15 protein-coding genes are annotated in these 20051 nt (G+C 55.6%); 9 read left to right on the top strand and 6 right to left on the bottom strand.

The features are described from left to right. Positions 1-155: 155 nt before the first annotated feature. Entirely contained in the window at positions 156-2978 is a 2823-nt protein-coding gene (locus K239x_RS16505) for a DNA translocase FtsK (RefSeq protein WP_145419332.1), read from the bottom strand. A gap of 627 nt (positions 2979-3605) precedes the next feature. On the opposite strand from K239x_RS16505, the gene K239x_RS16500 reads away from it, so the two are divergent. Together K239x_RS16500 and K239x_RS16495 are read left to right on the top strand one after the other, a co-directional pair. Further along, entirely contained in the window at positions 3606-4538 is a 933-nt protein-coding gene (locus tag K239x_RS16500; protein WP_145419331.1) for a tetratricopeptide repeat protein, read from the top strand. A 300-nt stretch (positions 4539-4838) separates the two neighbouring features. Next, on the top strand, positions 4839-5804 hold the full coding sequence (locus K239x_RS16495; protein ID WP_419190094.1) for an RluA family pseudouridine synthase: 966 nt from the start codon (positions 4839-4841) through the stop codon (positions 5802-5804). Between the two features lie 39 nt (positions 5805-5843). On the opposite strand, the gene dcd is transcribed toward K239x_RS16495, so the two are convergent. Continuing rightward, complete coding sequence (gene dcd / locus K239x_RS16490; protein ID WP_145419330.1) at positions 5844-6422, bottom strand: dCTP deaminase; 579 nt, start codon at positions 6420-6422, stop codon at positions 5844-5846. A gap of 411 nt (positions 6423-6833) precedes the next feature. Here dcd and K239x_RS16485 point away from each other — a divergent pair, with 411 nt between their 5' ends. Beyond that, positions 6834-7553, top strand: a complete 720-nt coding sequence (locus K239x_RS16485) for a Bax inhibitor-1/YccA family protein (RefSeq protein WP_145419329.1) — start codon at positions 6834-6836, stop codon at positions 7551-7553. Positions 7554-7669: 116 nt separating this feature from the next. After that, a complete protein-coding gene (locus K239x_RS16480; RefSeq protein WP_145419328.1) occupies positions 7670-8407 on the top strand; it encodes an LON peptidase substrate-binding domain-containing protein in 738 nt (245 codons plus the stop codon). A gap of 68 nt (positions 8408-8475) precedes the next feature. Here the strand turns inward: K239x_RS16480 and K239x_RS16475 are convergent, their stop codons facing one another. After that, a complete protein-coding gene (locus K239x_RS16475; protein ID WP_145419327.1) occupies positions 8476-9246 on the bottom strand; it encodes a hypothetical protein in 771 nt (256 codons plus the stop codon). A 151-nt stretch (positions 9247-9397) separates the two neighbouring features. Then, entirely contained in the window at positions 9398-10561 is a 1164-nt protein-coding gene (locus tag K239x_RS16470) for a hypothetical protein (RefSeq protein WP_145419326.1), read from the bottom strand. A gap of 407 nt (positions 10562-10968) precedes the next feature. Here K239x_RS16470 and K239x_RS16465 point away from each other — a divergent pair, with 407 nt between their 5' ends. The 3 genes from K239x_RS16465 to K239x_RS16455 are packed head-to-tail and all read left to right on the top strand — an operon-like array spanning position 10969 to position 14818. Beyond that, positions 10969-11433, top strand: coding sequence for a hypothetical protein (locus K239x_RS16465; RefSeq protein ID WP_419189050.1), 465 nt, complete (start codon positions 10969-10971; stop codon positions 11431-11433). A gap of 56 nt (positions 11434-11489) precedes the next feature. Further along, a complete protein-coding gene (locus K239x_RS16460; protein ID WP_145419324.1) occupies positions 11490-13700 on the top strand; it encodes a hypothetical protein in 2211 nt (736 codons plus the stop codon). Beyond that, positions 13697-14818, top strand: a complete 1122-nt coding sequence (locus K239x_RS16455) for an ABC transporter ATP-binding protein (RefSeq protein WP_145419323.1) — start codon at positions 13697-13699, stop codon at positions 14816-14818. Before K239x_RS16460 ends, K239x_RS16455 begins: the two co-directional genes overlap by 4 nt. Before the next feature lie 132 nt (positions 14819-14950). Here the strand turns inward: K239x_RS16455 and K239x_RS16450 are convergent, their stop codons facing one another. Next, positions 14951-16651, bottom strand: a complete 1701-nt coding sequence (locus K239x_RS16450; RefSeq protein WP_419189049.1) for a S41 family peptidase — start codon at positions 16649-16651, stop codon at positions 14951-14953. A 373-nt stretch (positions 16652-17024) separates the two neighbouring features. On the opposite strand from K239x_RS16450, the gene K239x_RS28745 reads away from it, so the two are divergent. Beyond that, positions 17025-17171, top strand: coding sequence for a hypothetical protein (locus tag K239x_RS28745; protein WP_419189048.1), 147 nt, complete (start codon positions 17025-17027; stop codon positions 17169-17171). Between the two features lie 150 nt (positions 17172-17321). Further along, entirely contained in the window at positions 17322-19307 is a 1986-nt protein-coding gene (locus K239x_RS16445; protein WP_419189047.1) for an esterase/lipase family protein, read from the top strand. Between the two features lie 103 nt (positions 19308-19410). On the opposite strand, the gene K239x_RS16440 is transcribed toward K239x_RS16445, so the two are convergent. Beyond that, complete coding sequence (locus tag K239x_RS16440) at positions 19411-19836, bottom strand: carbon storage regulator (protein ID WP_145419320.1); 426 nt, start codon at positions 19834-19836, stop codon at positions 19411-19413. Between the last annotated feature and the right edge of the window lie 215 nt (positions 19837-20051).

The following is a 20051-nucleotide window of genomic DNA, read 5'->3' as shown; positions in this document are numbered from 1 at the left end:
TCCAAGTTGACCGGTGCTGATTGAAGGCCGCTTGCCGGGGGGAGGTCGTTCGAGAAGATTGCTGCGGAGATCCGATTTTGGACTACCGAGACGAAAGTAGTATGCGGGCTGGTCAAGACTTTGGGCAGCCCGCCTGTCGAGCCATTGGCAAAGAATCAGGCCGTTTCGTCTTCGTACTCTTCTTCCTCGTATTCTTCATACTCTTCCTCTTCTTCTTCGTCCTCATACTCTTCTTCGCCGGCTTCCTCCTCTTCTTCTTCGACCTCTTCGTACGACTCGTCGTCTTCGTACTCTTCCTCCTCCGCTTCGGCGACGGCGTCTTGCTCTTCCTCGTCTTCCTCTTCGTCGTCCTCGACATCCAGCCCCTGCAGTGCTTGCCACTGGGGCATCGTCATCAGCACTTCACGGGCTTTGCTGCCGTTGTAGTCGCCGACGATTTTGTCTTCGGCCATGAAGTCGATCAGCTTTGCCGCGCGACCATAACCAATCCCAAGGCAACGCTGCAGCAGGGAGCAGGATCCGCGGCCTTCACGAATAACGACTTCGATCGCGCTGTCGTACAGTTCGTCTCGGCTCTTGATGTTTTCCATCGAAGGTTCATCTCCGCCTTCTTCGGCGACCTTCAAGTTCATCAATTCACCGACGAAATTCTGTTCGCTAAGACTGCAGTGAGCGCACACGGTGTCGATTTCATCGTCAGACAAATACGTTCCCTGCCCACGAATCAGCGTGCTGGTTCCTGGCCACAGAAACAACATGTCACCGTTGCCGAGGAGTTTGTCGGCACCGTTTTCATCCAACACAACGCGGCTGTCCGTCTTACTTGCGACTTGGAAACTCAAACGCGCGGGCAAGTTACTCTTGATCAGACCGGTGATGACATCGACCGTTGGTTTTTGCGTCGCCAAGATCAAGTGAATGCCGACCGCACGACTTTTTTGTGCGATACGAATGATGTGCTGCTCCACATCTTTGCCAGCCGTCATCATCAAGTCCGCCATTTCGTCGGCGATGATCACGATGAACGGAAGCTTGTCCGGCACATCCTTGGGATCGTCTTCGGGTTCGATCTCCATCCGTTTTAGGATTTCTTCGCGACCGAGTGCGTTGAAACTATTGATGTGACGCACGCCGACTTTGGCCAGCAGCGAATAGCGTTCTTCCATCTTTTCGACAGCCCACGCAAGAATCGCTTCGGCCTTTTTCATGTCCACGATGACGGGGTGCATCAAGTGCGGCAGTCGCCCATAGCCGCTCAGTTCGACCATTTTGGGGTCAATCATCAACATGCGAACTTCGTCGGGACGGCAGCACATCAAGATCGAACTGATGATCGCGTTGAGACAGACACTCTTACCCGTACCGGTTCGACCCGCGATCAGGAGGTGCGGCATCTTCGCCAAGTCGACGACCATCGGGTTGCCCGAAACGTCTTTGCCCAGGAACACAGGAATGTTCATCTTGGCCGTTTTAGTATCCGATTCTTCGATCACATCACGCAGTCGTACGACCTGACGAGTCTCGTTGGGGATTTCGATTCCGACGGTGTTCTTGCCGGGAATTGGCGCTACGATGCGGACACTCGGGACACGCAAGGCGATCGCAATGTCTTCGGACAGTCCCGTGATCTTACTGAGCCGCAGGCCGGCTTCCAGTTCGATCTCGTACTGTGCGATCACGGGGCCGGTTTCGATTTCGACGACGCGAATGTTGAAACCAAAATCCTTGAACGTCGCTTCCAGAATCCGCGCCTTGCGACGGACTTCGACCAGCTGATCGTCGTAGCTGATGTCGTCGCTGGCTTCCAGCAATTCGATGTTGGGCAAATGGTAATCTTCGACACCCATCGGCGCGCTGTCTTTCAAGCTGGCAAACAGTTGCTGTCGTTCGTCCAGTTGCTGTTCTTTTTTGCGGTTCTTACGAGGCAATCGGATCTTGGGCTGGGGCGTTTCGTCGTGGGCTTCGTCGCCGCGTACGGAAATCACTTCGTCGTCGACTTCGATCTCGCGAACGACGGCATCCGGCTCTTCATCTTCTTCGCCGTCTTCGTATTCTTCTTCGGTCTCATACTCGCCGTCTTCTTCGTCCTCCGCCGTTCCGCTGGCCAGACCCGTCGCAGCAGCAACGCCCGCAGCACCGGCAGCGGCCAAGCTAACTAGCTTGGAACGTTTTGGTTTGCGGAAACTGATTTTGGGCTCGCTGGGCACAAATTCTTCGTCCAGTTCGTTCTCATCTTGCGCTGCGTCGTCTGTTTCGATCGCGTCGCCGTCGATTTGGATTGGTTCTTCCAAATCAGTAAAGGGCTGGCGTCGGCGACGTGATGCACCCGGAAGCGACAGCCCGGCCCGTTGCAGGCTTCCTCGGGTGACACGAGCGCTGCCGGCAAACAGTTTGCGTCCGGCGTACAGCATCGCGTAGTCGGTCGTCAAAAGCAGGCCCACCGTCATGGTCATGGCGGTCAAGATCCACGCGCCGACGGGCGCAAAATGGTCCAGCAAGAACGTCGACGACATTGCGCCCAAGTATCCGCCGGCGCCGACCACGGGCATCCCTTCGATGGCAGCGGGGAACATGCCGGATGCAGTTGAAAATGCCAAGACGACAATCGTGCCGCCCAATGACCGCAGGACAGGAGCATTGATCTGTCCGCGGATCAGCAATGCCGTCGCGATTCCGCCACCAGCGGCGATCAGCAGTGCGGTCGACATTCCAAACGCATCGAACAAGGCCGACGAAAGCAGGGCTCCCCAGTAGCCGCAGCCATTGGTGATCGTTTCGCTGGCGGGATAGACGACTTGGTCAGGAGTGTAAAACGCACTGATCGGCCAGACCGGGCTTTCGACCGGATCGGCCGGATTGCGAGTCACGACCGAGACCGTCGTCATCAACGTGATCGCGACCAGAATGATCGCCGACACGTCGCGGACGAAGTCCGGTTGGCGTTCGATCGTTTCAAAGTCGGCGATTTCGCTGGACATGACAAGCCATTAACAGGGGAGGTTCCGGCACTCTGGGGGCCTTTGGTGTGCCGTGACTCGAAATTTTGAAAAGACAGGCCGTCAAAGGGACGCCTAGCCAAATCGCGCAGGCAAAAATCCGCCCGAGGCACGAGTCATCAATCGGTATCGACGCTTGGAAGGTCGAAAATGACGCAATCGATCGCGACCGTTGCGACCGGGGCAGCACGAGTGGACTGCCGTGTCGTTTGGGTCGTTATCACCCAAACGACCCGTAAAGCAGGCGTCGATCGAGATTCGGGGCGAGGTTTTCCTGCCAAGTCGGGTTCGATTTTGGGCTCGTTTGCTGAACCCGGCCTGCGCGCCGCAACCAATCGGTCGCGGCGGAGTCGAGCTTGGTGTTAAGGGCGGATGCGGGAGACATTCCGGCGCCACGCATCTATTGACGCTTAGAACACGTGATTTCTATACTCCCGTGCTTGGTAGACGTCCTGTACCGCCCCGGGCGTACGCGACAACGTCTACGATTGACGTCCCCTGGACTCGATTCGGAGCGCCTTGTGGTGCGAACCGGACTGCGAGTGCAGCGGACGCCAGCGATCCATTCAGCCAATCACTCTAGCTCCCAACATTCCGATCAGTTCTGCGATGAATAAGCAAACAGAGTTTCAAGAAAACGAACTAGCGAGTTGGCTGGGCAAGCTGAACACGTCCGTTGAGCCGTACACCAAATTGATCGCAGTGGTCGTGTTCGCTCTCATCGCGGCCGCCATCGGTTGGGGACTATACAACAGCAAAGTCTCGGGCGACCGCAGTGACGCAACATTGCAACTGCTGATGATGGATCCCGAAGTAGCAGACAAATATCCGGATACTCCCGCGGCTGCTTGGTCGTTGCTGTATTCCGCCAACGATGATTTAGAATCCGGCATCGCATCGCTGTATCAAAATCGTGACGATGGCGAAACAATGCTCGCTCAAGCACGCGATACATTCAACGATGCGTTGAACAGCAGCGACGATGAATTGCTTCGCTCGCGAGCCTACTTGGGATTGGCCATGACGGCCGAATCGCTGGGCGAGTTGGATAAAGCAATCGAATCCTATCGTGATGTCGTTAAAATGGCAGAATCCGATCAGATGGTTGCCAAAGCCAATTCGCGAATCGAAGAATTGTCCAGCCCAGACACCAAAGACTTCGTCGCTTGGTTCAAGGAGCAAGACTTCACTCCGGCCGACCCATCGTTGCCACCCGAGCTTCCCTCGGGAAGTTCACTGCCGAGCATTCCGGATTTGAAATTGCCGACGCTTGGTACCGGTGATGACAAAGAAGGCGACGGAGATGTCATGGAGCTAGAGGGCAAGTCGGGTCTGGAAATGCCACCCGCCGCGGCCGCTGAAGACAAGCCCGCAGCTGAAGAGAATTCTGCAGCAGAGGACAAGCCTGCAGCTGAAGACAAGCCTGCTGCTGAGGAAAAGCCTGCAGTCGAGGACAAACCCGCAGCAGAGAAGGCAGAGCCTGCCAAAGAAGCGACCGAGAAGCCAACTGCTGAAGAGACCGAAGCTGCTGACGACGAGTAGTCGTTTGCCGGCCTCACGCCGCAATGATTCAAATTACCTATCGGCTGAAACGCTCTAATCAGCCGCTGGCCGTCGAGCCCGGTTGCTGCTGGTAACCGGTGCGAGTGCATTGCGGCTATACTCCCCGGTCGAGCCAATGCTCTGCCGCCGGTGCTGTTTTTATTTGGCCGGCGGGGGCTGTTTTCATTTCGCCAAGCCGACGCTTGGTTTACGTCAATCAATCGCAATTCAATTTCTGACGAACCCAGTGAGCCTTCGGCTGCCGATCGTGAATCGGCTGATGAGCAGGTCGAACGTGATATTCCAACGGTGTATCGCGATTTTGTGGTTCCCGATTCGGCTCGCGGTCAGCGAATCGATCTCTTTTTGACTTCGGCGTGCGATGGTTTTAGTCGCACCCAGATTCGCCACGCGGTCCAGGCTGACGGAGCGCATGTCGACGGAAAGATTATTCGTCCTAGCTTTAAGTTAAAAGCGGGCCAATCGATTCGGTTCCGGATGCCCGAGCCAGTCAGTGACGACACGATTCCCGAGAACATTCCACTGGATGTGTTGTACGAAGATGACGGATTGGTCGTCGTCAATAAACCGCCAGGGATGGTCGTGCATCCAGCGCGAGGGAATTGGCAAGGAACGCTGACCAGCGCGCTGGCGTTTCGATTCCAGTCGCTTTCGGACGTCGGCGGACCGACCCGGCCAGGCATTGTCCATCGGCTCGACCGTGACACTAGCGGCGCGATTGTGGTCGCCAAAACCAACGCCGTTCATTTGAGTCTGTGCGAACAGTTTGCCGCTCGGACGGTTGCCAAAGAGTATTTCGCGATCACGAACGGACCAATTGACCGGGACCGCGATGTGGTCGAAGCGTCGATCGGCCGGCATCCTTATCAGCGCGACAAGCAGGCGATTCGCGAAGGCCACGCGACCAGCAAAGCCGCATCGACGTTTTACGAAGTGATCTCGCGACACGGCCGATACACTCAGGTCAGAGTCCGGCCCAAGACGGGGCGAACGCATCAGATTCGCGTCCACTTGAGTCACATCGGTGCGCCGATCATTTGCGACCGAATGTATGCCGGGCACGCTCAGATCACGGCAGAACAGTTGCAGCCTGGGATCAAAGACAACCCTGGTGCAGTGGTGTTGTCGCGGCAAGCGTTGCACGCGCGGGTGCTAACGATCCGTCATCCGCAAAGCGGCAAAGACATGACGTTTGAAGCTCCGTTGCCGGCTGACATTCAGCGCGTGATCGATTTGTTGAACTAGGCAACGCCGATCACTTGCACTGACTCCGCAGCTGCAAGCTTATTTCGCCGCTCGAGCGAGCTCTTCAAATTTGAGCTCCATTTGCGTATCGCCCGTGTCGCCGCCTAGCTCTTGGTACATCTTGCTAGGTTTGATATCGGCGCTGTGCTGGTACTTTTCGCTGCAATACTCTGTCCCTTCGCCAATCAGCGGCGAATAATAGATCTGACAGATCTGCATTCCAGGATAAATTCGCACCGGTTGGACGCAGTGCATTTCCAGCGTCCATGTCCCGCAGTAGCCGACATCACCGATACTGCCGCCTGGATTGATAAAAAGTCCCAGTCGTCCGAGCGAACTGCGGCCTTGGATCATTGGCACCAAGTGGTGCGTCTCGGTCGTTTCGACCGTGCGACCCAAGTACAAAAAATTGGGCTGCAGCGTGAGGCCTTCAACGGGGATCTCCAGCCGGCGGTACCGGTTGGGAACCGCCGCGTCCAAGACGACTTCTTCGTAGACCAACAGCTCGTTGTGCAACGAAAGGTTGTAGCTGTTGGGATTCAGACGACTTTCGTCGAATGGTTCGATGCCAAGGTCACCACCCAGACGCCGCTTGATTTCTTCACCCGAGAGAAGCATTGCTTGAAATCATCCTGTAGCAGCAAGCGTGATGGAATGTTCGGTCAAAACTGGTCGAGCTGGGAAAGCCCGGGAGTGATTTCCTCTTCGATTCTCTCCCCCCGCGGACAGAGACTGCAGAGGAAATCACCCTCGGGCCTTCACGGCTCCGATTCTGACCGACTTGGTCGCCACTGATTGTCCGGCACAGGCCGTAGGGCTGTCAATCATTTGCTCTGACACTTTTAGTGGACGGCTTGCTATATTTAAAACGTCGACCGGGACATGACGAATTGCACTTTTGCGAAAAATAGTCACGTCACGGAAGATTTACCGACGCGAACGTTCAACTGGCCACCTGCGTACCTTAATCCAAACCATCTGCCGTTTCGCGATTGCGAACCGAATATCTGGGCAACGAAGAGAAATAGCATGAGCAACGTCAACCCTTACGCTTCGGCAGCAGTCCCGGTCGCCTTTGCGGAAGAATCCGCGAGGGCGGCTTTCATTCGCCGCACGTATTTGCACGTCGCCGGTGCCGTATTGGCTCTGGTTGCTCTGGAGACCGTGATTTTTACGGTCGTTCCCGAAGACATGATGCGGGGCCTGGTTCAGAAAATGAGCGGGATGGGGTGGCTGCTAGTCCTGGGTGCCTACATGGGCGTCAGCTGGATGGCTCGATCCTGGGCGACCAGCAGCGTTTCCAAAGGCGGCCAGTACGCTGGACTGGGGCTTTATGTGGTGGCCGAGTCCGTGATTTTGCTGCCGCTGCTGTATGTGTCCATGCTGATGGACCCGAATCTGCCGCTGATGGCTGGCATCATTTCGGTGATGTGTTTTGGTTGTCTGACCGCGTTTGTGATGATGACCAATGTTGATCTGTCATCGTGGGGCAAGTACTTAGCCATCGCCGGATTTGCTGCCCTGGCAGCCATTGTCGCAGGAATGATCTGCGGATTTTCGCTGGGGCTGTTTTTCTGTGGAGCCATGATCGCCTTGGCATGCGGCTACATCCTCTACGACACTTCCAACGTCATTCACCACTACAACACCGACCAACACGTAGCCGCGTCGCTCGCCTTGTTCGCGTCGCTCGTATTGCTTTTCTGGTACGTGCTGCGGATCGCAATGATGTTTGCATCAGACGACTGATCAGATGGCGACAGCTACCCCATCAAGCAACCCTAATCAAATGGCCGCGTCGCTCCGAACGGCCAATGACCTGGTTGGCGGAGTGGTGAAGACGGTTCCTCGCAGGCGCACTTTTCATGGCCGATATTGACGCAGCCACTCGACTGCCGGACGACTTTGATGGTCGTGTGCGACTTTTCCCGTTGCCCGAAACGGTGCTGTTTCCGCATGCGATGCAACCGTTGCATATTTTTGAACCACGGTACTGCGAGATGCTTGCCGATTCGTTGGCCGGTGACCAATTGATCGCGATGACCACGCTGACTGGCGGTCCCACATCGATCGTGGACAATCAGCCTCCGATCGCATCGACGGTCTGCATTGGCAAAATCATTTCGCACGTCGAAACTGACGAACAACGTCACAATATTTTGCTGGTTGGATCGCGACGAGCAAAAATTATTCGCGAGTTGGATACCGGCCGACCGTTCCGGATGGCCGAAGTCGATGTTCAAGACGACGTATACCCGCCGTCGGGATCGGAGTTTCGAGTGGCTCTGAAATCTTCGCTCTTAGAAACCTTTGGCGGCATCATCCCGCAGTCCAACACAGTTCAACAGAATTTGTGCGAATTGATGGCGGGACAAATGGGGCTCGGTCCGATCACCGACATCATCGGCTACACGTTGCCATTTGGAATCGAGCAAAAGTTGGATCTATTAGCCCAGCCCGACGTGGACCAACGTGCTCAGACGCTGATCAAACTGCTCAAGTCGGGCGACATCAAGCTGCACAGCGTGTCGGCCGAAGAGCAATCGTTGGAGAACGTCAGCGAAGGTGAGAAGCGATTCCCGCCGCCATTTAGCTTGAATTGAACGTTCGGCCAAAATAGCGGCCAAAACAGCGGTTTGCGTTCCCGCGGCATCCGGCGATCTCTCACGATCTATTTCCGCCGCACCACTAGCGTCTCGGGGCACACTAGCTGTTGAAAGTACGGCGACAATCGATCGTCATTGTCTAGGAAAACGACGGGCTGGCGAACCAGCAATTGTTTGGCCGCTACGTTGGCAGGCACCGCTTCGCCTCGCGGTGACGAAAACACGATATCGGCCAAGTTCAATGCCATACTATGCGGTGCGGGTTTCCATTGTGTTTTGGCAAACGACTTTGAGGTTTGCGATTCGCTAGCGGATCGAGTGGTCGATCCATCGCTGTGTACCACGGCGGTGCGCGTTCGTTTTTCTGTTCTCATCAGCGTCGTCGATACGATGCGATGGCGGATTTCCGAACGAGTTCGAGTGACGCTGCGTTGACGGCCATCGTCGTCGGTGATCTCTTGCTGGTAAGGAACCTGCACCGTGTACTGCTGTTTTTTCTTGACAACATACGGCACCTGCGCTTCGTAAGATTGCAGTTCCGTCGTGGTGGAACGGCCATGTGCTGACGCTTTGCTGGCAGGCGTGTCAAAGTGGTCCGCGAGACGGACGGGGACAGCTGCGCGTGAGGCGGAATTAGCCTCCGCGCGGACAAAGTCGACGTGCACCGTCTCATCGCCGATTATTTGTGCCAGTGCAAATTGAGGCAAGCTGGGCGGCAGACCCAGCGGCAAGCTCAGCGGAATCGCTGAGGGGCTAGCAAGTCGGGATGCAGATTGTGCGAACAGCGGATAGTGGCAGAAGGCGACAAACGCGACTGCGATGATCCAACGTTTCATCAAGTGGCCTCCGGAATTAAACCAAATCCGAGCGAACAGGCGTTCGCTCGCTGGATTTCAGTTCGTCAACTTGGATGTCACTTTGAATCGTCGTTATGAACGACAAAGTTTGCCTAAAAGGTAGCTTGATGCAAATCCGCGCGTGCGTATTTTACGCTCGCAGCATGACGCCAATCGCATCGAGGTACTTCTGCACATCCTCTTCGCTGACATCATTCCAGCCGGCTGTCTTGTGACGAAGGAGGGATAACTTGAGCGATTCGACAGCGTCGGCAAGATCGTCAGGCAACTTGGGGAGCCCTACAAAGGGCTGCACCGTTGGCTTGGGCGGTTCGACCGCTTCGCCATCGGCACCTTCGCCGTTCTGATTCATCGGTGCCAATTCTTCTTCGTCACCAAAATCCGGTGCTTCGTAAACCGGTCCGCTGGCGACGCCACCGGAATCGCCGTCGTACTCTTTTTCGCGTCCGCCACCCTGGGCCGGCAGCGTAACGTCTTCGTCGAGTTCGACTTCGATGATCTCACTGTTAGTCGGACGTTTCGATTCGACCGCGCCCGTCGCCTGCCAGCGTTTTTCACGCATGATGCTGACACTCCACCGTTCCTTGGATGCTCCTTCGAGCCACAACGGTGCGTCATCCCAATCAATCGCTGCCAGAAAGTGGCTCCAGAAAACGTCATCGTACGTCGCGTACGTCGAACCAAAGCGATCGTAGACGCGGCGAAGACGTCCCACGTGCGGCGCGGTCACGCCGCCGACACGTCGTGCCCAAGCTTCGTCGGAATACTGAGTCGCGTCGACACCGGATTCGATCAGTGCTTCGCGCCACTGGCCGATGATGCGTCCCTTTTCCCAGTTGGTCGTGCTGATCAAATTGTTCCATTGACCGACAAACGGGCTGGCCAGTTCCGAAAGTTCCGGGTTGTCGTCGATGTCACTGTCAGCCACGGAAACACTGTCAGCCACAGAAACACTGTCAGCCGCAGAATCACTATCGATCACTGAGGCACTGTCGGTGCTGGTTTCGCTGGCAGCAGCCTGGGTATCCGAGCTTTCGGTTTCTTGGGCTTCGGTATCCAAAGCCTCTGCGGTGGTGTTTTCTGCCACGGTGCTTTCTGTGCTTGAGGTGTCGGCTTCGGGAGCGTCCGATTCCCAAGCTTCCTTGGCTTCCGCTGCTTCCGGGTCAAGCGGTTCGTGATCGGATGGGTCGACGTCAGTTGTTTCGCTGGTGACGCTCTCACTGCTTTGTGGAGCCGTGTCGGTCGCCGTTTCGTCTGTATCAAAAGGTGCTTGGTAAGATTCGTCAGGTGTCATGTGCATCCGTCGCGTTTGGAGGGCCGTCGTGGAAGTCGCAGGCAATTGATAGGAGGACTCGACCAACACCGGTCAAAGTCCGAATCGCTCCTGTGCCAACGAAGTAAAAACGTCGCTCAGCAGTGATCACTAGTACGGTAAAGTCAGGCGAGCCAAAGGTGAAGATGCTGGGGGTGTAATCGCTGAATGTCCGGCGATTTCCGTGTCGGGACGCTCTGCCTAGGCGAAGTTTGACGTGTGGAAAGTTTGTCCACGTTCGGGCGAAGATGAACAAAGTGTCAACCATGAATCGCAATACACGTTAGAATTGCGATTCCTGAAATTTGGCGTCTTGCACACACACGCTGGCAAGCGTTTGTCAGGAAGCCCCATGATCTGTTAAAAAAATTCACAACCCGCGATCCATTGTGAACTCACCGTCGGTCGAACCCCTGTTGCGCAGCCGATTGCTGCCCCGCGTGTCCTTTCGGATGATGTTTGTCATCACGTCGGTGTGCGCCGTTTTGGCCGCGATCGCTCGGATGGCTGGTAACGGCGGGCAGTTCGCCGGAGCGTTGTTGACCGCGGCCGTGTTTTTGGTCGCTTGCTTTGTCGTTTTTTTGGTGCTGTTTCTGCTGGCTTGGCGAGCGGCGGTTTTTCGGCGGATCGTCGGCATGGCAGACATTTTGCTGGCCATCGCGCTGGCGATCGCGGAGCTGGCAGGCGTTCGCTTTGCCGGATTTTCGTTGTTCCCGGTCATCGCCTTTCTGCTCGCGTCGGGCGGTTGTATTTTGCTGGTTCCGCATCGCGACCCCGATTTGCGCAGCGACAATCCGTTTGCCGATGGGCAGCTGCCGCCGCAAATCATGTCCCCCCGTGAGAGGCCTTTATGAACCCTCGCGGGCTTGGATGGTTGAGACTAGCGTCGTTCGCTGCGATATTTTTCTTCGTGGCGCCCGAATGCTTGGCAGTGTTGACGACCCCGGACACGCAGTCACTGGTGTTGCCGACCGATCCGGCCAAGACCAAAGGCTACACGGTCCTGTTTACATGGAATCAGCCCAAGTCACCGGGGTACATGGCGGTCGACATCCGCGTCAAAGCGATCAGCACTTTTGCGGCTGATCGGCGATTGGTGTTGCGATTGGAGCCTGTCGAAGGGGGACACTCGCCGCCGCAAAGTGGGATGACGCTGGATATCCCCATCTCAATCGACCAGGGAACAAAAGTCGCAACGGTTTCGCGATTGCTACCCAAATGGTCGACCGGCAACGGTTACAAGATTCGATTGTTCGATTCCAATGTCGAACGTGAAGACTACTCCGCCGAAATCGGTGAACTGCTACGTCGCTCGTTTCGTTCCAATTTAAAAGCGTTGGAAAACGAGAACGTGATTGATTGGCTAATCGTTTGCGAAGCCGACAAACGTTCTCAGGTCGATTCGTTTGTGGATCAGCTTTACCCGATAAGAAACTCCGCGGTGACGGGGCGAGCTCCGCAACAGAATCCATCGGAAGTGACCCGCAAGGTAGTGTCGCCCGATGAACTGCCGACCGATTGGCGAGGTTATCAAGCGTTTGATGCGGTCGTGTTTCAGCAGAGTCAGCTTCGCACGTTCAAGGCAGTCCGCTCGCGGCAATATTCGGCTTTGCGAAAATGGTTGCTTTGCGGAGGCACGATCATCGTCTTTGATGCCGAATCGATCGCCTCACTTGCAGAGGACTTGGATGTCACGCCGACGGTTAGTGCGGCGAATGCATGGCTAGTCAAAAACGCTTCGGATACCGTGCATGCGAACTACCGCGATGCGCTGCGTCAATTGGAAGACGCGATCCGCGAAATCAAGCTTGAGCAAAAGCGACAGTCGGCCAATGGTTTCTTTCGAGCCTACGATGGCGTGGCGGCTTCTTTGCCGCCCGGAATGATGTCGACCAAACCGGCCGAATTGCAACAACGCATTGATAAGATGCTGCTCAAGCGACCTGACCCAAGTCAGACCCAGCGGATTTGGCTGACAAATGTCGCGGCGGGACAGTTGATCGGAATCGACCAAGCAAGCGATCTGAGTGAACACGATCTTTCAGTGGTTGCCCGTACGTTTGGTTTCCGACAGTCGCCGATGTTGCGACGCGGGGTCGATCCGCTGTTGGGCGATCAGCGAGTTCGTCGCTGGTTGATCCCCGGTGTTGCCCAGCCGCCCGTTTACACGTTCATGGGGCTGCTAACGCTGTTTGTAGTTCTGGTGGGGCCGGTCGCTTATCGACAAACCACAAAATCAGGTCGCGGCTACTTGATGTTTGCGATCGCACCGGTGTTGGCGTTGGTCACGACGGCAATGATGTTGATCTACGGGGTGCTGGCAGATGGATTTGGCACGCAGACGCGAGTCCGGCAAGTCACCTGGGTTGATGGTGCGTCGGGAGATGCCGGAGAGCGAATTCGCGGGACGTATTTTTCGGGTGTTCGCCCTGTCGACGGGATTGCGTTTGCAGCGGATGACGAAGTCATGGTCTACCCGGACTTAGATGACCAAAGTTGGGAGACTTTGAATCGACGAAATGATGCTTCGATGGGACGCGTTGTGGTGACCGGCGGCGGGCAACAGTTTGATAAAAAGTTTTTGCCGTCGCGGGCGCAAAAGCAATTTGTCGTTCATCATCCGCGACTGAATCTCGGCCGACTGCGTATGATTCCACGCAAGTCCGCGGACAAAACGCCGACGGCATCCAACGAATTTGATTTTGATCTTCGCAACGTGGTGATGCGTGATCGCAAAGGTGTCTACTGGTCGATCCAGGAAATGTCGGCCAATCAGACGGATGTGACTTGTGATCGTGCGACCCAAAACATCGCTTCGGAAATGTTGGGCGGTCTTTACAACGACCATCGGCCGATCTCATCGACCCGCGAAGTGAACCGTCGCAGTTACAGCAGCCGAACACGGGACCTGATTTCGATTACCAACCGCCGCACCGGTGATCCGAGCCGTATCGTGACCGATGGAGTGTTTGAGTTTTGGTTGCAGCAGAATTTGCAGGTGTCGGGCGAATTGCCCAAAGGCTATTTCATCGCGTTGGCTGACATCAGTGCGGACGCCATCTGGGTGCCCGAGGCGCAGTCGGTCGCCAGCGTTCGGTTCGTGTTTGGGACATTGCCATGAACTTTGAAAACGAACCGAATCAGGAATCCAGCGAACTGCCAAATGAAGGCCTGAGCCAGAATGCGGCACAGATTTTAGGCACTGATGCGGCCAGCCCAGTAGCCAGCCCAGTAGCCAGCCCAGCAGCCAGTCCAGCAGTGATTGCCCAGTCGGCAACGCGGTTGCCTGGAGTTCACACGGGGAACAACGATTGCATTGAACTGCGTCGGTTGCATCGCTTTTTTGGCAAGACGCGTGCGGTCAGCGATATCTCGTTCGGTGTTCAACGCGGCCACGTCTTTGGTTACATCGGGCCCAACGGGGCTGGCAAAACCACGTCGATGCGAATCCTGGCGACTTTGGATTTGCCATCTTACGGCGACGCGTTCATTGATGGTTTGTCTGTCGTCAATGATCCAGAATTGGTGCGTCGACGATTAGGGTTTATGCCTGATTCGTTTGGAACGTACCGCGATGTGAATTGTGTCGAATACCTGGACTTCTTTGCTCGCGCCTACGGTCTGACAGGCAGCGAACGAAACGAACGTTTGAAGTGGGTGTTGGGTTTCACCGGCACCGAGAAAATGGCCGACAAACCCATCCGTGGCCTTAGCAAAGGCATGAAGCAGCGTTTGTGTTTGGGGCGAGCGTTAGTGCACAACCCTTCGGTCATCATTTTGGATGAACCCGCGGCCGGCCTGGATCCGCGAGCCAGAATTCAGCTTCGCAAAATGATTCGCGAACTAGCACAGCAGGGCAAAACGGTCTTGATCAGCAGCCATATTTTGACGGAGCTGGCCGAAATATGCGATTCGGTCGGCATCATCGAACAAGGCCAACTACTGGCGACCGGCACCGTCAATGAAATTCAACAACAGCGACAGAACCAGCGTGAGCTGACAATTCGTATTCTGAATGACGCAGCGAAGGCGTCCAACGAATTGGCCGTCAAGATCGGATGTGCGCCACCGTTGGTGGACGGTGATTTGATCCGGTTTGAATTTGACGGAGATGAGACGGGCCAAGCCGATCTGGTGACGTGGTTGGTCGGGCAAGGTTATGCGGTCGCCGAAATCACGGCTCATCAAAAGAGCCTGGAAGACGTTTTCCTGCAAGTCACCGAAGGACTTGTGCAGTAAGTAAGCTCAGTGCAGTACGCAGGTCGCCCGGATTGATTCTTTGCCCAACGCGTCTGGGGCGAACGGTTACTGATAGCTCACGGGGGCACTTACCTGACCCGTGAGCCGATAGAACATCAGTGCGGCAATCGATTACGGTCGTTGGCTGATCGTTTGGCTTCGCTGCACCAATTGTTCGATTGCTTTTTGCAATACATTGTCCTCGTGATCTTCGACGACGTGACCGGTGTTGTCTGGTCGAAGAGCAATGTACGGCGAGTCAGGCGAATCGACGGGGAACTTCGGCTCGACACCGTTTCGGCTGATTTCGCGACCGCTGGGCGAGTAGAACTTTGCAGTGGTCAGGCACAGTCCAAAGTTGGCTGCCTGCATCCGAAAGATCCCCTGAACGCTGCCTTTGCCGTAGCTGGTTTCGCCGACGATGATTCCGCGGCCAGTGTCGGAAATCGCACCAGCAAAAATCTCGCTGGCACTCGCACTGTCACTGTCGATCAAGACCGCCAGAGGGATGTTCCAAGTGTTGGGCCGGTGGGCGACATAGTCAAAGTTCTCACGAGCATTGCGGCCTCGCGTCGTCACGATGCGGCCTTTGTCCAAGAATCGATCAGCGACTTCGACGGCTGCCGACAGTAGTCCGCCGGGGTTGCCGCGAACGTCTAGCACCAGCGATCGCATGCCTTGTCGCTGCAAGTCCCACAGAGCTCGTTCGATATCACGGGTTGTCGTTTTCTGGAAATTCGTCAGTCGCAGGTAGCCGATTTTTTGATTCGGTTCGACGAAGCGAACGTTTTCGACACAAGGAACATCGACACGGCGTCGTTGGATCCGCATGTCCCGTTCTTGTCCGTTGGGTGATACGACTCCGATCGAAACATAAGTGTGCTCAGGTCCCCGCAGCAAGTCGGCTGCGTAGTCCGGATCGACAACGGTCGTTCGCGACGATTCAACACGCACAATTCGGTCACCCGCTTTGACGCCCGATTCTTCGGCCGGTCCGCCGGGGATGACGGATAGAATCTGCAAGCTGTTGTCGTCGGATTTCAATTCCACGCCCAAGCCGACGAAATTGCCTTCGATGTTGGAGAACATCTCTTTCAACTGGTCGCCCGAAAGCAAACGAGTGTACGTGTCCAGGGTCGAAACGGCTCCGCTGACGTACTCCAGTACGGTCGCGGTTGGCGACAGCCCGAGTTCTTTTTGAGCCAAGTCGGCGACGTGTGCCACACTGGCGCGAACATCAAATCGCGTTTGCGAACTGCGGTTGGAAAGTCGACGGTGGACGCCTTGGCGAAATCGTTCGATCGCGGCCGGGTCAGCGCCTGACAAAGTGGATTGGATGAATTTGTCTTCGGTCAACGCAACTTCCAAAGCCGCTGTGCCGTGCAGCAAGATCCGCGACCATTCGACCTGTTCAACATAGTGTGTCTCCAGGTTGGCCAGGATTTCGGAATACAAATCCAGCGACTGTGTCAGGCTGAGCTTTTTCAGCGAGTCGTTGTAGCTGCTGTCGACGAACCGGCGGTTCACATCATAGTGAAGCCGGCAGATGATCAGACGCTGGTAAAGAGTCTTGCTTTCGGGATTGGCTCGCGAGTGCTTTTCGTAGTGCTGGATGGCCTCGGCCCAGTTCGATTGGCTTTCGAGTGCAAAACCAGTTTCCAGGGCGGCGTTTTCAGCTTCGGCAAGGGCATCAGCGGTCGCAAGCTTGTCGGCTTTGACAGGCACGAGCGGTTTCAGGACTTGTGTGGTGCCCTGATACGCACCGCTTTCTTGAGCCGAAAGCGTCGCCGTCGAAAATGTCAGCTGAGCAGCGAACAAGCTGGATGCGATCATCGCGGCTCGCAAAGAGCGTGATGCCGTTCCACAAGTTGCGCGCAAATTTACCCGTGCATTGAGAAGCATGCGAACGTCCACTGAGTGCCGAGGGGAGGACTTCGATGCCGAGGGAGGCGACAAAGAAGCGTGGCCGCAAAATGACACCCAGAACAGGCGGCCAACGGAATATAGGTCACAAAAGGTGCCTGGTCAAAAAACCGTTGCGGCGTTAAGCAGGGAAAGATCGCGTGACCGTTGCGACCCAAACGCCGACAAGGCGATCAGCTGGGTCGTTCGGATAATGACGAGAAAGTCTTTTCAAAAACAATCAAGCGTCATTGTGTTTCACGCGGTTTCCCGCCGCTGCGCATCCCGGCGCGATAGAAATTGCATGGCTTGCGATGACTTCCAAAAGTCGATCGAAGCGGCAATTCGTCTTGGCTTCAATGTCACGATAGGCGCTGTCCATGTGGCGGGCAACGAACTGATCGCCGACTTTTGCACACACACGTTGACATCAACCACCGACACGTCGTAGCGTCGGCACGATCCGCAGAAACTGCGCGCACGTACGCGCGCTCTGGTTGCCGTTGTGGAAAGCAGGAAACGCCGCTGGGACATGATACCTGCCGCAAATCGTAACGACGCTTTCACCGCATTGCTTGGGCTCAAACGCCAAGCGCCGCGGATGCATGCCATCATCGTTGCAGGTGTGCTGTCGTGTTTCCTGGTAGGTTTCACAGGCTGTCGCTCGGTTCGCTATCTTTCTACTCGCAGTGTGCGCGACAATCCGCTGACGCAAACGCTGCAGTTGATCAACCGCAGCGGTCCGCAGATTAGTGAACGGACTTGGTCGACCCTGCGTCGGTACGGTCTGAAAGCGCAGTACGATGATGATTGCCGGACCTGCGTCGACAAGATGCGCAACGTCGTCGACGAGAATCCCGATCCGGAGCTGATGTACGCTCTGATCGAACTGTCTTACGTCGAAGGCAAAAAGGCCGAACAAGACGGACGCGCGGCCGATGCCCTGAATCAGTACGGGCTCGCACTGACCAGCAGCTATGACTACTTGTTCAGTGACGAATTGGATCCGGTCCGCAACCGATATGACCCTCAGTTTCGAGCGGTTTGTGATTTGTACAACGAATCACTCGAAGACGCCCTGCGATTGCTTTGCAAAGACAACAAGTTGGTGCCCGGCAAAACTTATCGCATCCAAGCCAACGATCGCGAATTTGTGATCAACACCAAAATGCGTGGCAAATGGGATCCGGAAGAGTTTGATCGCTACGAATTCGTCAGTGACTACGAGATCGAAACGCTTCGCAACAAACACACCACCTACGGTCTGGGCGTGCCGCTCATCGCTGTCCGTCGGCAATTGGACGACGAAGACACTCGCGAAAAGTACTATCCGCCGGATCTGAGTTATGCGGTGACGGCAATGATCCGCTGCGAACATGCCAAAGACAAACGCGTCGATAATTCGACTCAGTGTGTGCTGGAGTTTTTTGACCCGCTGACATCGAACCAAGTTCAACTTTCGGATCACTGGGTGCCGCTTGAAACTGATTTGACGACGCCTTTGGCCTATCTGCTGGATAGCCCGCGTTTTCGCGAACGAGACATCGAAACCGAAGGTCTATTGAATCCTGCCGAAACGCAGAACGATCGCGGTCTCTTTATGTTGGAACCCTACGATCCCAACCGGATTCCCGTGTTGATGGTCCACGGTTTGTGGTCCAGTCCACGGACATGGATGGACATGTTCAATGATCTGCGCAGCTTTCCAGAAATTCGCGAACGGTATCAGTTTTGGTTTTACATCTATCCTTCTGGCCAGCCGTTTTGGATCAGTGCCAACCAGCTTCGCGGCGATTTGTTGGCCATGCGAAACGTCGTCGACCCGGGACACCGGCATCGCGCGGTAGACAACATGGTTTTGGTTGGGCACAGCATGGGCGGATTAGTCAGCCGAATGCAAACCATCGATAGCGGCGACGATTTCTGGAAAATCGTTAGCGATCAACCGGTCGAACGTCTGAGCGGCCCCGAGTTTGAACGCAACAAACTGGTCAGCACGTTGTTCTTTAAACCCAATCAGAGCGTCAAGCGAGTCATCACGATCGGTACGCCGCATCGTGGCAGTGATTTTGCCAACGACTACACTCGTTGGCTGGCGCGAAAGATCATCAAATTGCCCACGATGGCGACGTCCACGGGCGATCGCTTGGCACGTGCCAACCCGCGATTATTCAAAGATACTTCGCTGCTAACGACTGCCAATGCAATCGATTCGCTCGCGCCCGAATCACCGATCTTTCCCGTGATGCAACGCGCAAAATATTCGCGTGACGTCAAATTTCATAACATCATCGGTGTGATCGAAGACCCTAGTTTCTTGCAGCGACGGATCGGCCCCGGAGACGGGATCGTGGCGTACGCGAGTGCCAAGATGGATGATGTCGAAAGCGAACTGATCGTCGATTCTGAACACACTTCCGTCCACATGACGGGCAAAGCGATCTATGAAGTGCGGCGAATTTTGCTGGAGCACATGCAGGCGTACGATTCGCAAGATCGTATTGCGACCAGGCTTGATGATTGGGGGCAAGGAGCTTCCGAAGGTCCCTCGTCGGAAGGCTTGGTTCCTGTCACGCTCACGCGGTAAATCGCATGACGACTGCTCGGTCGATGAGTCGATTGGCGAGCGATTTGACGAGCCAGCAGTAGCCAGCTGCCAATGAGCCAGTGGTGAACTAGCTGCCAGTGAACTAGCTAGCGGACACGAAGTTTGCCAAGGGAGCTCGTTTGATCTGAGCTTGACCGCCGGACGCTTTGACCGTGCCGACAAACACTTCCGCGTTCGCTTCCGCAGCGATGCGGCTGACGGTTTCGGGCATGCGTGAGGGAGCCTGCGTTTTCGTTTTCGGTTTGCTGTTGGTCCGTTTGTTGGCGGGCCGTTGCTTGGCAGCCGGTTTGCTCAGTTGCGGATGGGCAAACGCCATTTCGCGTTCGTGCAGAGCTTCGCCTTCGTCGTTTGCCTCAGCCAGCGGCTCCAGTTCGCCGCGGACGATGCGGATGTCCTTGGGAGCTTCGATGCCGATACGGACTGTGTTTCCACGCACTCGGATCAGCGTGACTTTGATGTCGTTGCCGATCATGATTTGCTCGTCAAGTTTTCGTGTAAGAACTAACATGGCAGTTTCCTTCGCCTAAAGTTTGGAGTGTTTGAAAAGGTCGTCGCCGGAGTCAGGCAAGTGACTTGGCAACGAGAGAACCTGTAAAGCATCCAGCGTGCCAATCGGCAAAGGATTTTGTCGCGAAAGCCGGTAAGTGGTTTGCAGTAAGGGACTTAGACGTCGCGTCGGGGGTTTCGGCGGATGACGTGATTCGGTTTGAATGGAAGTTCTTA

This window comes from Stieleria marina (assembly GCA_007741555.1).
Lineage (GTDB): Bacteria > Planctomycetota > Planctomycetia > Pirellulales > Pirellulaceae > K23-9.
Note: the sequence above shows the minus strand (reverse complement) of the source record. Positions and strands in the feature narration are given on the sequence as shown.